Annotated in this window: 9 protein-coding genes; 4 read left to right on the forward strand and 5 right to left on the reverse strand. The window is 68.5% G+C overall.

Annotated features, from left to right (window positions below):
- Positions 1–6 precede the first annotated feature (6 nt).
- The 3 genes from V1460_RS21080 to V1460_RS21090 all read right to left on the reverse strand — a co-directional run bounded on the left by V1460_RS21080 (position 7) and on the right by V1460_RS21090 (position 6,674).
- On the reverse strand, positions 7–1,446 hold the full coding sequence (locus V1460_RS21080; protein WP_338675196.1) for a hypothetical protein: 1,440 nt from the start codon (positions 1,444–1,446) through the stop codon (positions 7–9).
- Entirely contained in the window at positions 1,439–5,194 is a 3,756-nt protein-coding gene (locus V1460_RS21085; RefSeq protein WP_338675197.1) for a bifunctional glycosyltransferase family 2 protein/CDP-glycerol:glycerophosphate glycerophosphotransferase, read from the reverse strand. Before V1460_RS21085 ends, V1460_RS21080 begins: the two co-directional genes overlap by 8 nt.
- 325 nt (positions 5,195–5,519) lie before the next feature.
- Positions 5,520–6,674, reverse strand: coding sequence for a hypothetical protein (locus V1460_RS21090; RefSeq protein WP_338675198.1), 1,155 nt, complete (start codon positions 6,672–6,674; stop codon positions 5,520–5,522).
- 429 nt (positions 6,675–7,103) lie between these two features.
- Between V1460_RS21090 and V1460_RS21095 the strand changes: the two genes are divergently transcribed.
- Positions 7,104–8,159 carry an LCP family protein gene (locus tag V1460_RS21095; protein ID WP_338675199.1) on the forward strand — a complete coding sequence of 352 codons (1,056 nt, stop codon included), beginning with the start codon at positions 7,104–7,106 and terminating at the stop codon, positions 8,157–8,159.
- Between the two features lie 293 nt (positions 8,160–8,452).
- Here V1460_RS21095 and V1460_RS21100 read toward each other — a convergent pair whose 3' ends face one another.
- Positions 8,453–10,324, reverse strand: a complete 1,872-nt coding sequence (locus V1460_RS21100; RefSeq protein ID WP_338675200.1) for a PEP-utilizing enzyme — start codon at positions 10,322–10,324, stop codon at positions 8,453–8,455.
- Positions 10,287–12,152 (reverse strand): PEP/pyruvate-binding domain-containing protein, encoded by a 1,866-nt coding sequence (locus tag V1460_RS21105; protein WP_338675201.1) that lies wholly within the window; start codon positions 12,150–12,152, stop codon positions 10,287–10,289. Before V1460_RS21105 ends, V1460_RS21100 begins: the two co-directional genes overlap by 38 nt.
- Here V1460_RS21105 and V1460_RS21110 point away from each other — a divergent pair.
- The 3 genes from V1460_RS21110 to V1460_RS21120 are packed head-to-tail and all read left to right on the forward strand — an operon-like array spanning position 12,151 to position 12,870.
- Positions 12,151–12,288, forward strand: a complete 138-nt coding sequence (locus V1460_RS21110; protein ID WP_338675202.1) for a hypothetical protein — start codon at positions 12,151–12,153, stop codon at positions 12,286–12,288. The genes V1460_RS21105 and V1460_RS21110 overlap by 2 nt on opposite strands.
- Positions 12,285–12,620: a glutamate ligase domain-containing protein gene (locus tag V1460_RS21115; RefSeq protein ID WP_338675203.1), complete on the forward strand. Its 336-nt coding sequence runs from the start codon at positions 12,285–12,287 to the stop codon at positions 12,618–12,620. The genes V1460_RS21110 and V1460_RS21115 overlap by 4 nt, the downstream gene beginning before the upstream one ends.
- Positions 12,621–12,639: 19 nt before the next feature.
- The gene (locus V1460_RS21120) at positions 12,640–12,870 is read left to right on the forward strand and encodes a DUF397 domain-containing protein (protein ID WP_338675204.1); all 231 of its coding nucleotides are present in this window, start codon (positions 12,640–12,642) and stop codon (positions 12,868–12,870) included.
- Positions 12,871–13,112 lie beyond the last annotated feature (242 nt).

The raw sequence follows: 13,112 nt of genomic DNA on the forward strand, positions 1-13,112 counted from the left end.
CTCCGGTCAGTGGCTCCGGCTGAAGTAGCCGTCCGGCTGGTGTGCGGCGAATGCGCTCGTCACGGTGAAGTCGACCGACGACCGCGCGGACTCGTTGCCGGCCCGATCCACCCCGAAGACCTCGACCACGTGCCGGCCTTCGCTCCAGGACCAGCCGGATTCCCAGGCCCAACCGCCGTCGGGGGCCACATCGCCCCACCCGAGGCTGATGCCGCCCTCCTCGAACCCCACGCGCACGGCTCCCGGGGCGAAACCCATGAAGCCGACGACTGGCCCCGGCACCTGCTGACCCGGCACCGGAACCGTGAACACCGGCGTGGGCGTCCCCTCCACGACCGTGAAGGTGACCTCGGTCCGCTCCGAGTGGTAGCCGGCTGCGCTCACCGCGAAGATGCGGACGACGTGCTCGCCCTTGCTCCAGGCTCTGCCCGGATCCCAGGTCCAGCCGCCGTCGGGGGCCACACCCGGAGACCCCATGAACTTCCCGTTCTCCCAGATGCTCACGCGCACGGCGCCGGGGGCGGACCCCGTGAACCGTACGATGCCGCCGGGCACGCGCTCGCCGACCGCCGGCACCGAGACCACCGGCGCGGGGAACGACGACTGCACCTTCGAGGTGGCTTCGAGGTAGGCGTTGATGCCCGACCTGTCGGCATCGGGCTGTTCGTGGCCGTTGCGGACGAACCCCAGGCGGGGAGCGATCCCGTCGATCAGGAGGTTGACGATTCCCATGAGAATCGGAACGTTCCGCCTGGTCACCAGCGTGTGGTCGGTGATGTACGGGGATTCGCTGTAGACGAAGTTGAAGTTCTCGTACCCGCTGAAGAGCTGCAGGAACGGTTCGACCTGCTCTGTGTACTGCTCGTCCCGGGGCGAGGAGAGCATGTAGACGTTGGCTCCACGGTTCGCTCCCTGCCGCACCAGGTCGGGAATGACGGAGTCGAGGACGCGGACGTTCTCGTCCGTCACCTCGCCCATCATGAACTGCGCGACCGTCGGATGCTTCAGGACGTAGCTGCCGACCTTGAACTGCGGCACGATGGACACGATGTTCCGGAAGCCGTACTTCAGCCCGAAATAGAGCGCCGCGCTGCCGCCCTTCGAACCGCCGAACATCGTGCAGTCGTCCGGAGTCAGGTCGAGGGACCGCATGACGTTGGATATCAGCCTGACGACGGACTGCTCCAGAGAGAAGTCCATCCCCTTGCACAGGTAGTAGCTGTTCTTTCCGTCGAACAGGTCCCGGATCCAGAGGATGTTGGACCGGAGGTTGTCGAAGACACCGTTCGACCAACCGTATTCCTCGGGTGCCGAGAAGTTGGCGAACACCACCACCAGGTGCCGGTTGCCGTTCTTCGCGTGCGCGAACCGGTATTCGACGGGATGAGTCCTGGAGGCCTCGATGCCGGTGAGTGTCGGGCGCCCGCCGGAGGCTGCCTTAGACATGCGCGGAGTCCAATCTGCCCGTCGATTGCTGCGGCACCCCGGCAAGGGTGCGATCGTGCCGTGACACGACCTGGTCGGTGATGTAGTGCCTGGCGGCGCCGACCGCCGGCGCCTTAGCCTGCGCGGGGTCGAGGTCCCCGCCGGCGATCAGAATCCGGTCGGCCAGCCGTGCCGCCGCGTAGCCGTCGTCGAGATCGCAGAACTCTTCCTGGAACCACTCGTAGCGGGCGGCGTACGCCTCCTGGATGGCGTCGATGTCGCGGACCGCGGAGATGAGTTCCGCCGACTCGAAGAGCAGCGGTCCCGGAGCGCTTTCCTCGAAGTCGAAGTAGAAGCCCCGGAGAGTGTCGCGGTAGTGGTCGAGGTCGTACGTGAAGAACAGGAGCGGACGTCCCGTGTTGACGAAGTCGAACATCAGCGACGAATAGTCGGTGATCATTACGTCGGTGATCAGCGAGAGATCGGCCATGTCGGGGTAGTCCGACACGTCGAACACGAATCCGTCGCCCGCCCCGGGGACCGGGTCCACCACGTTGGGGTGGCGGCGCACCATGAGCACGTGGTCCGCTCCGAGCCGGGCGCGGGCATCCTCGAGATCGATACGGAAGTCGAACTTGTACTTTCCGGGTGCGTAGAACTGGTCGTCCCGCCACGTGGGGGCGTACATGATGACGCGCTTGCCCCGCGGGAGACCGATCCGCTGCCTGATCTGCGCCGCTCTGTTCTCCGTCCCGGAGCGGCGCAGGATGTCGTTGCGGGGATAGCCGCACTCGACCATTTCGCCGGGAAACCGGAAGGCGCGCTGGAGGATCGGAGTGGAGAAGCTGTTGGGGGACACCAGCATGTCCCAGTTCTGCACTTCCTTCTCGACACGTTCGAGGTAGCGTTTGTCGGCGAAATGCACCGACTCGATGTCGTGGCCGATCTTCTTCAGCGGCGTGCCGTGCCAGGTCTGTACGACCACCTGCTCAGGACGCTTCGTGAACCAGTCGGGGAGATGGTTGTTGGCCACGACGTAGCGCGCGGTGGCCAGTGCCTCGTACCATTCCGGTGACCACATGCGGATCGCGCGGGCCGTGGCGGGCACGTCGACCTGGTCGTCCCGAACCACCCACAGGTGTTCCAGCGGCAGCCCTCTGCGGACGAGTTCCTCGTGCACGACACGCGGGCTGTCCGAGTACTGCGTGCCCTTGAACGCGTCGAAGAGCACGGCGGGGCGGATCGGGTCGCGCCTGGCGGCCGGGTACAGCTCGGTGCGCATCTGCTTCTGGCGGTACGGTCCGCGCGCGCGATCGGGCATGGCGGAGTGCACCAGGAGCGACAGCCTGTCGTAGGCCTCCGACTGGAGCTCGTACTCCCGGCCGTCGACCTCGACCGCGAGGGGAAGCTCGCCGATGAGCTCCTGTTCGATCTTGACCATCAGGTCTTCGCGTCGCTCTTCGGGCGCGACCGTGGACAGGTCCTGGCGGCGCAGGAAGAAGTCCCATCGGCCGGCCGCGAGCGGGATGGCGCCGGCGAGGGTCCGCACGGCCGCCGGTGTGACGACACAGCGGAACTCGTGGCCGGTCCAGGCGAGAGAGAACCTCCGTTCCGCGCCCTGGGCACGCGAGCGGACGACCATGTGCGAGGCCAGGTACTCCGCGCTGGTGAGCCGGTCGACCGCCGAGTAGCGCCCCGAGATCTCCAGGGAGCCGTCCTCCCTCCAGGCCACCTTCGTCGTCGACGGAAGGCAAGCCCGCTCGAAGAGTACGACGTAGCCGGAACCGTTGCGGTGCACCACGACCTCGCGGTCACCTTCTGGCGTCTGGAGGGAGGCGGGCAGGTGGTAGCGGCCGTCCGCGGTCTCCTCGGCCATCACCGGATAGATCGGCGCCTTCCGGCCCTCGACGTGGAGCGTGGTCTTCCAGCCGTTGCTGCCCATGTTCCAGGAGCTCGGGAGGCCGGCGCTCTCCTCGCCGCGCGAGCCCGGGACGAGCCCGGCGAGCGGGATGCGGGTGGTGAAGGTGCACCACCCCTCACCTCCCTGGGAGAAGTGCACCCAGGAGTCGTGCTGCGCGGCGCCGCTGAGGCCGCGTACCCGGAACTTGCCCCACTCGGGAACCGTGGGACCGAGGTACACGCCGCCGAGTTCGAGCGCGTCACCGACGATCCGGTGGCGGGTGATGCGGCACCGGACGATCTCGACCCGGAGCTTCAGGGTGCCCTGGAGGAAGAGCGGAACGATGCGTGTGTTCTTGTCGACGTAGCGGTACGGAGGGTTGGAGGCGCTGCCCGCGCCACCGCGGGCCAGTCCCTTGTACCGGAACAGGCCCCGGCTCAGCACCCCCGCGGCAACGTCCCAGGTTCCCTCGACCCACTTGCCCTTGTGCTTGAGCCGCGTGGTGTTGATCCGTACATCGAATCCCGACCAGTCGTAGCAGTAGCGGTTCTGGTTGGAGTGCTCGGTGGCCTGGGGGTGGTACGTGGTCGTGGCCGGGGTCACGAGCATCCGGCCCTGCTTCTTGTTGCGCAGGGCCAGTGCCTTCACCGACATCCGGCGCCTGTGCACATTGATGAAGCGGATGTACGCCGCACCGGAGAGGTGCAGCGAGTCGCCCGACCACTGGGCGTTCGCGACCGAACCGTGCAGCGACAGTTCCTTGTCGAGCCGGTACGTCTTCTTGTCGAGTCCGATCTCGCGGTCGCCGAGGTACGGGTAATTCAGGTAGCGGTGGAGCCGGCGCCGGACGGGCATCGGACCGCCCTTGCGCTCGAACGCGATGACCTCCAGGAGTTCGTCGAGCTTCCGGGAGCGCACGAGGTGCCACTTCACCCGGGACGCGGCGTCGAGGTCGTCGATGACGTTCTCGGCGGCCTCGTCGAGGAACTCGTTGGACCACTCCATGAAGGCGTGCCGGTACTCCTCGTCCGCGTCGGGCAGCACCTTGAGGTGCAGCATCAGGTCCGATTTCAGGCAGGCGAGGTCGTACTTGCGCTTGTGTTCGAGGTAGGCGCGGGAGCGGTGGCGGCCGAGGAAGCGGCTCACCGACTGTACGGCGGCGACACGGTCCCGCAGGTTGCTCAGCTCGGTGTGCCGTTGGGTGATGGAGGGCGCCGAGGCGCCGTCCCGGCGCCGCCAGAAGTAGACGAAGTCGCTGATGACGTCGACCTTGGTGGCGCGGAAGTGGGCGACCATGTTCACCCAGGAGTCCTCGTAGAGGACGCCCTCGGGGAACCGGATGAAGTGGTAGTCCCAGAATGAGCGCCGGAAGACCTTGTTCCACACCGTGCGGTCGTAGATCAGTGCGTCGAACCGGGTGATGTGCGTATGGCGCTTGTCCTTGGCCATCGCGCCTTTGTGGAGGGGAGACTGCCACTTCGAGGTGGAGTTCATCATCTGCACGTTCCCGGAGACGAAGTCGGACTCCGAGCCCTCCAGGCGACGGATGAGCAGCTCGTAGGCGTGCTCCGGGACGACGTCGTCACCGTCGGCGAAGGCGAGGAACTCGGCCTCCGGATGCGCGGCACCGATGCCGGTGTTGCGCGCGTGACCGGGGCCGTGCGAGGCCTGGCGTATGAGCTTGAAGCGCGGATCGCGCCCGCAGAACTCGGCGGCGATGCGGGTCGACGCGTCGGTGGAGCCGTCGTCGACGAGAAGGACCTCCAGTTCCCTGAAGGTCTGTCGCGCGATCGACTCCAGACACTCGCCGAGGTACTCCTCGACGTCCATGAACGGCACGACGACGCTCAGCCGAGGCCTGTCCGCCACCCCTCACCCCTCCGTTGAACCTGTGCGGCGGGCCACGGAAAGTGTTCGGGCCACCGGTAGACCTGCCCCCAGCGCCGGCGTCTTCGCCGGCTTCCCGTCCATGACAAGGATGTCCATCAAGCGAACATAAAGGGAATACATCCTTCATGGAGCTTGCACATATTAAGCCACACCCGAAGATCGTCAACACTTTAATCACTGTGCCGAATCGGGACATTCCACTCGATGGGCACCGTAAAAATCGGTCATAAGTGACCAATGATGGTCATTGCTTGGTAGCGGTTGTCACGATGTGAGGAAGACCTCGGGCGGGCAGTGGCTGATCTCATCCCACGCCGCGCCAGGCCTCGAAGCTCAGCCCGCGGTCGAGCATGCTCTGCCGGGACAGCCAGAGGCTTCCGTCCGGGCGGATCATCGCCAGCACGATCCGCCCCATGCCGTCGACCTGCACGGAGGGCAGGCCGACACACGGCTCGCCGACCGGAGCCCACCAGGCTCCGTAGTGCTCGCCCTCGGTGGGGTAGGCGGCGACCTCGGGTCCGCCGTGGGCACCGCGCTGGACCAGCACCGTGCAGTCGTACCCGTTGATCGGATGCCGCACCACGCCGACAGGTCCCTCGCCGCCGTCGCCGCCCAGGGACGTCAGCGCGCCGGGTGCACCCTGCCCGCCCTGCTGTCGCCGATAGGCCACCACGGCGCCGGCCGGGTGCCGCCAGAAGAACGTGACGCTCCCGCGGCCGGTCTCGCAGCCGGTGTGGGTCAGCTCGACGACGTGCCCGCTCGGCCTGCCCAGCAGCCGGAAGTCCTCGCCCGGCGCCTCCCGCGCCCAGTGCACGACGCCGTCCTTGAACGTCGCGAGCGCCTGGACGGAACCGAGCGAGGTGGCCACGGGTGCCAGGGGTGTGCGCACCCATCGATTGCCCATGTCCGTCCAGGGTCCCCACATTCCTCCGGGGTCTCGTCTGCGGGCCCGTACCCCGTGACCGAAGCAGTGGACGAAGACATGGAGGGCGCCCGAGGCGTCGGCGGCGACCGACGGCTCGCCGAGCCGCTCGGCCGTGTACGCGTCGTCGGGGAAGGGGTTTCCGACGGAGCGCCAGGAGCTGAGCGGACGTCCCGTCTGGAACTGCGTGGCGAGGACGATCTCGCGGCCGCCCGGCGCACCGTCCCGGTGACGCATTCCGGCGAAGTACACCAAACCATCCGAACCCTGGCTCAGGAAGGCACGGCCCGTCCAGCCGTCGACGCGGAACAGTTCGGGGCCTGTCCACTCGGTGGACCCCGGAGCGGACTCCGTCCAGCGGACGATGCCCTCCGGCACCGGGCAGTACGCCGAGAGCCGGCCGTCCTTCCCGAGGAAGAGCCAGCGCGCGGTGGGGGTCGCCCCCTCCCGCAGAGCCTCGGCGATCGACGATCCGGGTACGCCACGGACCGCTGTCGCGAAGCCGCGGTCCGCGGTCGTACGCCTTCCTCGCGCCATGCCGCGGGCCGCCTTTCCTGGGTGTGAGCCACCCGCCGGGGCCACCGGTCCGGCCGCTTCGAGGGGCGCGGACCGGCCGTGCTCGGCCAGTGTGTAGGGTTCGGATCGAGTAGATGCGCATTCACATTTTGACCGCTGGATAGTCATACTACGTTCACGTACGATCGCTTCGCCGCTGCCCTGCTCGGTACAGGCACGTCGGAGGAGGCCGTCCCCACCGGCCCCGGCCGGTCGTTCAGTGAGCCTCTTCAGGCTGGTCACCGATCGGGTGACACGGCTCGCTGAATGTGCTGGTCAGATGGCCGTTGATTCACCAGCGAGTGACGGAGCTTAAGAAGCTCAGTGGCAGCGGCTCCCCACACCCAACGGCCGTTCACGGCGACGCGATGACACATGCCCGAACGGGCTCGGTACGAAGGTTGGACGACCATGGCTCACGAAGGCGGCCGCAGGAAGCGGAGCCGTTCCGCGAAGCGGCCCGTTCTGCGGATCATCCTCGGGACGCTGCTCGTACTCGTCCTCGCGGGGGCGGGGACCGGCTACTGGCTGTACAGCAGTCTCGACGGCAACATCGAGTCGTTCGACATCGACGACGCCATCAACGGTGAGCGTCCCGAAAAGCTCGCCACCGGCGCCAAGGACATCCTCGTGCTCGGGTCCGACTCGCGCTCGGGGGACAACCAGGCGCTCGCCGGCGGCAACGTGGGCGGCACGGCCCGTTCCGACACGGCCCTGGTCGTCCACATACCCGAGGGCCGGCAGAAAGCCGTGGCCGTGAGCATTCCGCGCGACACGCTGGTGACCCGGCCCGAGTGCACCAGGAAGGACGGCTCCACGCTTCCCTCGGCGCAGCGGGTGATGTTCAACTCCGTCTACACCAGCGCCGGTCCCGCCTGTGTGATCAAGACCGTGGAGAAGATGTCCGGCGTCCGCATCGACCACTACATGGAGATCGACTTCTCCGGCTTCAAGGAACTGGTCGACGCCATCGGCGGCGTGACCGTCGACATGGACGAACCGATCCACGACAAGGCCTCGGGGCTCGATCTCGCGGCCGGGTCCCACAAGCTCGACGGCACCGAGTCACTGGCGTTCGTACGGACGCGGCACGGGATCGGCGACGGCAGCGACCTCGGCCGGATCGGTCTGCAGCAGCAGTTCATGCTGGCACTGCTCAACGAAGTGAAGTCGCAGGACCTGTTGGGCAGTCCCGCCAAGTCGTACACCATCGCGGACTCGCTCACGAAGTCGCTGACCACCGACTCCGGGCTGGACTCGCTCACCAAGCTCGCGGAGTTCGCTCACAGCATGGAGGGCGTCGACCCCGCCTCCATGGAGACGATCATGCTGCCGGTCAGGTACGACCCGGTGGACCCGAACCGCGTCGTGGCGGCCGAACCGCAGGCGGGACAGCTGTGGGCGGCGATTCGGGACGACGCCGGGATCCCGGCCTCCGCGAAGAGGTCTCCGGCCACCGGCGGCTGAACGCCGCGTCGAGGGTCGCCGGCGTACGCAGGTGACCCCGGGACGCGGCGATCGGCGGGATCCAGGCACCCGGGTCGCCGGACGGCTCGAAGCGCCGCAACGGCTTGCGTCCGTACGAGCAGTCGCGCAGGTCCGCCCGCCGCGGCGGACCGGCTCGTCCAGGGACGGGTCCACGAGGGGTGGCCAGGTCCGGCAGTGGCGGCCCGGACCACCGGCACCGCAGCGTGCTCGGTCTGCGAAGCGTCAAGCGGATGGTCGTGGGGCATGTCGGTCTCCTGTGGCCGCGGGCACACTCAGTCGAGAAGGGTGACCGTGCCGGCCATGCCGTCCACCCGGATCCGCTGTCCCGTCCTGATACGGGTGGACGCCGTCCCTGTTCCCGTGACGGCGGGCAGGGAGTACTCGCGGCAGACGATGGCGGCGTGCGACATCACCCCGCCGATGTCGGTTACCACGGCACGTATCCGGCCGAACACCGGGGCCCAGCTGGGCGAGGTGACCGGCGCGATGAGGATCTCGCCGTCCTGTACCAGGTCCAGTTCGGCGGGACTGTGGACGATCCGGGCCCGGCCGTCCGCGCATCCCGGTGAGGCGGCCATGCCGGTCAGATCGCCGCCCATAGTGGGGTCGGTTAGCCAGGAACGGACCCGTTCGCTGGTGATGCCCCACAACATGATGCTGAACGGCTCCGTGACGGCCTCCGGGGGGCGGTTCAGCGCCGGTTGCGGGCGCCGGGCCGCGAGGATCCCTACGAGCCGCCGTCGCCGTTCCACCTCGGGCGGCCAGTAGGCAGGGCCGATCGGTGCGCTGCCCTGCGCCCAGGCGGCTGCGAAGTCGAACAGCGCGCCGCGGACCTCGTCGCGGGTGAGGTACAGCATGTCGTTCTCGCCCGGCCAGAAGCCCGCCCGCTGCAGCAGCGCGGACAGCTGCCGGACCTTGCGCCAGAAGACGCCCATGGCCCAGTGCTCGATGTAGAAGTTGTGGTTCTCGACGTACGGGTAGACCTGGCGGGCGAGCCGCAGCTTGGCCTCGAAGTCCGCGCGCCGACCGGGGTCGAGCAGAGCGGCGTACTCACCGGTGATCCGGACGCGTTCGGAGACCAGCTCGGCAAGGCGGCGGCCGATGCACTCGCCGCGCCGCAGCCGCCGGACGTAGTCGCGGATGTACCCCAGGGGCAGCGCGGGTTCGTCCCGCCAGTACCGGTCGTCGCTGTACAAGCCGTTGCCCGAGGTGAAGTTGAACCATGGGTCGCGAGCCGCCTCCCAGGCGTCCAGCCAGACACGGCCCCGGGGCGCCCGGGCGATGGCGGCAAGGGTGTCGTGGCCGGGGCCGGACGTAGGTCCCTCCGTCCGGGCGAAGCCGGGAGTGGGGGAGGTCAGCAGCTCTTCCAGGCCCAGTTCGACGGCCAGCTCCGCCAGCCGCTTCAGCTCGTCGTCCGGGCGGAACAGCTCCATGTCCACGCCCTGGACCATGGCTGCGATGCCCTGGTCCGGGATGCCGGGGAACCACTGCCGACATGCCTGGAATAGGTCCAGGTAGGCCGAATAGCCGAGGTTGAGGAACTCGAAGTGGTATTGCCAGGCACGGTGGCACAGCGTCAGCAGCCGGTCGTAGTCGCCCAGCAGGGAGTCGGCCGCGTCCAGCCCGATGCCGCGCTCGATCTCCTCGTACGGCTGCGCGTCGGGCAGTTCGGCGAAGCGGATCGCCTCAAGTTCCCGGATCGTGGCGAGGACCTTGCGTTTCCAGTTGTCCAGGAGCGCGTCCCAGTGCTCGAAGTAATACCCCGCGCGTCTGAGGAACTCCGGGACCCGCGCCGCGGCCTCGTCCGGTGGTGCGGAGATCGGGCTGAGATAGACGTAGCCGAGGTGGACACGGCACTCCATGCCCGAGGCGGGCGGCACGAGGAAGTGGCGGGTGTTGAACTGGCCCAGGCACTTGGCCGCCAGCTCGGGGCCGATCGTCTCGAACGGTTTGAGCACCGTGGGCCAGTGCTGGCTGTCGCAGAACCAGAACGCCGCTTCATCCGCCGTACGCCGCTCGGGCTGGAAGAGCACGGAGTACGGGTACAGGCTCCGCCAGTCCTCGGCTCCGGCGGGTGTCGGCAGCTCGTGGGGGCTGGGGAAGGTCCTACGTGTTCCGGATGTCGTGCGCGGCTGGGTCGCCATGGCGACTTCCCTTCGGAGGGTGCGCGGTGCCCCGACCAGGGTCCCGGGTCGAGTCACCGCGGAGGCCGAGCATGGTCTCGGCGATGCTGATGACACCCGCCCCGGGCACCACCTCGGCGGTCGTGCGCGGCCTGCTGCTCCAGACCGTCTCGGGACGTGTCTGGAGCAGCAGCACTCGGGGACTGCCGTCCGGCAGCGGGGCGGGGGCGCGGTCGATGGCCCACTCGATGTCCTGTGGGCATCCGTAGTAACTCTCGACGGCCTTGGCCAGCCGGGCGACTGCGGTGACCTCGGCCGACGCCAGGCAGGTCACCTCCCGGCGTGCGTTCTCGACCGGGCGCCGGACGAGGGTGCCCCTGTCCGGCGCTGCGACGAGTTCCTGGTGCTTGCGCGAAACCGTCGTCCGTACGGGGACGAGCAGCACCTTGTCCACGACGTAGTGGTCGGGGGTCATCTCACCGGACACGATCGGTCCTCCGAGTCCCCATGTCGCGTCGATGACGATCTTCGACGGGTCGCCGTCGGACGGGTTCAGGGTCAGTGCGACGCCGGCCGTGCGGGCGTCGACCATCCTCTGCACGCCGACCGCCATCGCCAGCCCCCGCTCGGACACGCCCCTGGCGATGCGGTAGCTGATCCCGCGGGCCGTCCACAGGCTCGCCCAGCAGCCGCGTACGGCGTCGAGGACGGCATCGGCGCCCCGGACCCACAGGTACGTGTCGTACTGTCCGGCGAAGCTCATGGCAGGCAGGTCCTCCATCCCCGCACTGGACCGTACCGCCACCGGGGTGTCACCGGCCTCCCCGAGGGCCTGGTAGGCGCTGGTGACGGCCGCCGCGACCGGGGACGGCACGGGCCACTCGGTCACCAGTCGGCGGACCTCCACAGCGCGCGCCTCGGTGTCGGCCGTGTCGGTGACATCGATCCCGGCGAGGACGGTTTCGATCTCCGCGCGCAGGCCGCCGCCGTCGAGCAGTGCGCCGAAGGCGTCCGTGGTCAACGCGAACCCGGTGGGCACCGGGAGACCGGCGGCGGTCATCGTCAGCAGCCCAGCGCACTTGCCCCCGAACCGCGCCGTGGCCGCATCGGCGCCGGAGTCAAAAGGAGTAGTGTACATGCAGCTCATGCGGCTGTCCTCCGCACTGAGACAATTGCGACAGCACCTCTTGGGATCGAGCCTACGGCGCATCTTGGTGTCCAGCGCCGTCGGCGGGACGACGAGCGCGTCCTCAGGCGGGTATGACTGCCGGCCTGGTCTCAGCTTGACTCTGTCGGGGATCTTGGTGCTGCCGAGGTCAGGTGCCGAGGGTTCGCCAGGACTTCGACCGGGGGATCTCGCGCTGGTCGAGGTAGTTCTGGAAGGCAGTCGGGCGGCGGGGCGGGTGCGAGTCGGGCAGGGGCGGTGCTGGCTCTTGGTGAACCGTGCCACGATCAGCGGGGCAGCGGTGGGCGAGGAAGTCGGGTAGGGGCCGTGCCGGCCCGCGCTGACCTGGTCCTGGGGACAGGTGACCTGCCGAAGATCGAAGTCGATGTGGAAGTCGTCCCGGGCGAGGCCCTCGCCTCGTCGGTGCTGGTGCGTGGGGTTGCTTTTCAGCGGCCCGGAGACGGTGACCTGGTGTTCACGGGCGGCTTGTTCCAGATGAGGCAGGGAGGTGTAGCCGGCGTCGACCAGGTGTTCGGCGGGCAGCAGCCCGCGGCGGGACAGGCGGGTGTGGATGCCGGGCAGGACCCGGCTGTCGTGGGTGGTGGCCGCGGTGGTGGCCACGTCTGTCATCACGTCGGGGCCGTCGGACGCGCAGGTCTCGGTCAGATGGCTGGTGGCCGCCATGGCTCCCCGCACCCGCGCCCGGGTCCTGACGTTCGGCACTGGGCAGGACGCCGACGTACGGGCGGTGGACGTCAAGCTCGACTCGGCGGGCCGGGTCTCCTTCACCACGTCGCCGCCGGCCGCGACGCACAGGTGACCCTGCCCCTTCACGGCGCGCACCACGTGTCCAACGCGCTGGCTGCGGCGGCGGTCGCGATCGGGTTGGGCGCCGACGTGGACAAGACGGCCGCCGCGCTATCCCGTGCGGTGCTGGTGGCGTCGGGCCGCATGGAGGTCACCGACCGGCCCGACCAGGTACGGGTCATCAACGACGCGTTCAACGCGAACCCCGATTCGGTGAAGGCCGCCCTCGGCGCCCTTGAGGCCATGAGCAGCGGGCGGCGGACCATCGCGGTCCTGGGGCCTTCGAGCGGGTCACCGCCGCAGCCCTTCCCGCCGACCAGTCGAGGGAAGTCATCAAGAAGATGATCGTCAAGGAGAAGAACCAGTGATCGAATCCCGAAGCGACCTGCACACCGCTTCACTCGAAGGAGCTTCATGGAGGAAGTCCTCCTACTCGGGTGGGGAAGGCGAGTGCGTCGAGATCGCCGACGTGCCCGCCCACGGCGGCATCGCCGTTCGAGACTCGAAGAACCCGAGCGGCCCCGCCATCGTCCTCGCGGTAACGGCCTTCGCCACGCTCATCGGCGCCATCCAGGACGACGCCCTCACCTGCTGACGATCCAGTGCCGCAGCCCGGCTCCCATGCGCACAGCGGGGGCCGGGTTCTTCTCATACGTCCGCGCACCCAGTCGGCCTCCGCGTACTGCTTACACCACGCAGATGCGGACGGGCGTGGCGGGGCGCCGGACAGCCTGGCAGCATCCGCCGCGACCAGGGCCATCCCGCGGCACCCGGGCCCTCCGGATGCAGAATCCTTCTGCCCAGGGTGTGTCGGCCCGCATGACTACACGCCGGTTC

The organism is Streptomyces sp. SCSIO 30461 (genome assembly GCF_037023745.1).
Classification (GTDB): domain Bacteria; phylum Actinomycetota; class Actinomycetes; order Streptomycetales; family Streptomycetaceae; genus Streptomyces.

Bases quoted from the DNA above. Each gene is read 5' to 3' on its own strand.
- V1460_RS21080 (WP_338675196.1), bottom strand. From the start codon at position 1,446: ATGTCTAAGGCAGCCTCCGGCGGGCGCCCGACACTCACCGGCATCGAG.
- V1460_RS21110 (WP_338675202.1), top strand. From the start codon at position 12,151: ATGGCTCCCCGCACCCGCGCCCGGGTCCTGACGTTCGGCACTGGGCAG.
- V1460_RS21105 (WP_338675201.1), bottom strand. From the start codon at position 12,152: ATGGCGGCCACCAGCCATCTGACCGAGACCTGCGCGTCCGACGGCCCC.
- V1460_RS21095 (WP_338675199.1), top strand. From the start codon at position 7,104: ATGGCTCACGAAGGCGGCCGCAGGAAGCGGAGCCGTTCCGCGAAGCGG.
- V1460_RS21090 (WP_338675198.1), bottom strand. From the start codon at position 6,674: ATGGCGCGAGGAAGGCGTACGACCGCGGACCGCGGCTTCGCGACAGCG.
- V1460_RS21100 (WP_338675200.1), bottom strand. From the start codon at position 10,324: ATGGCGACCCAGCCGCGCACGACATCCGGAACACGTAGGACCTTCCCC.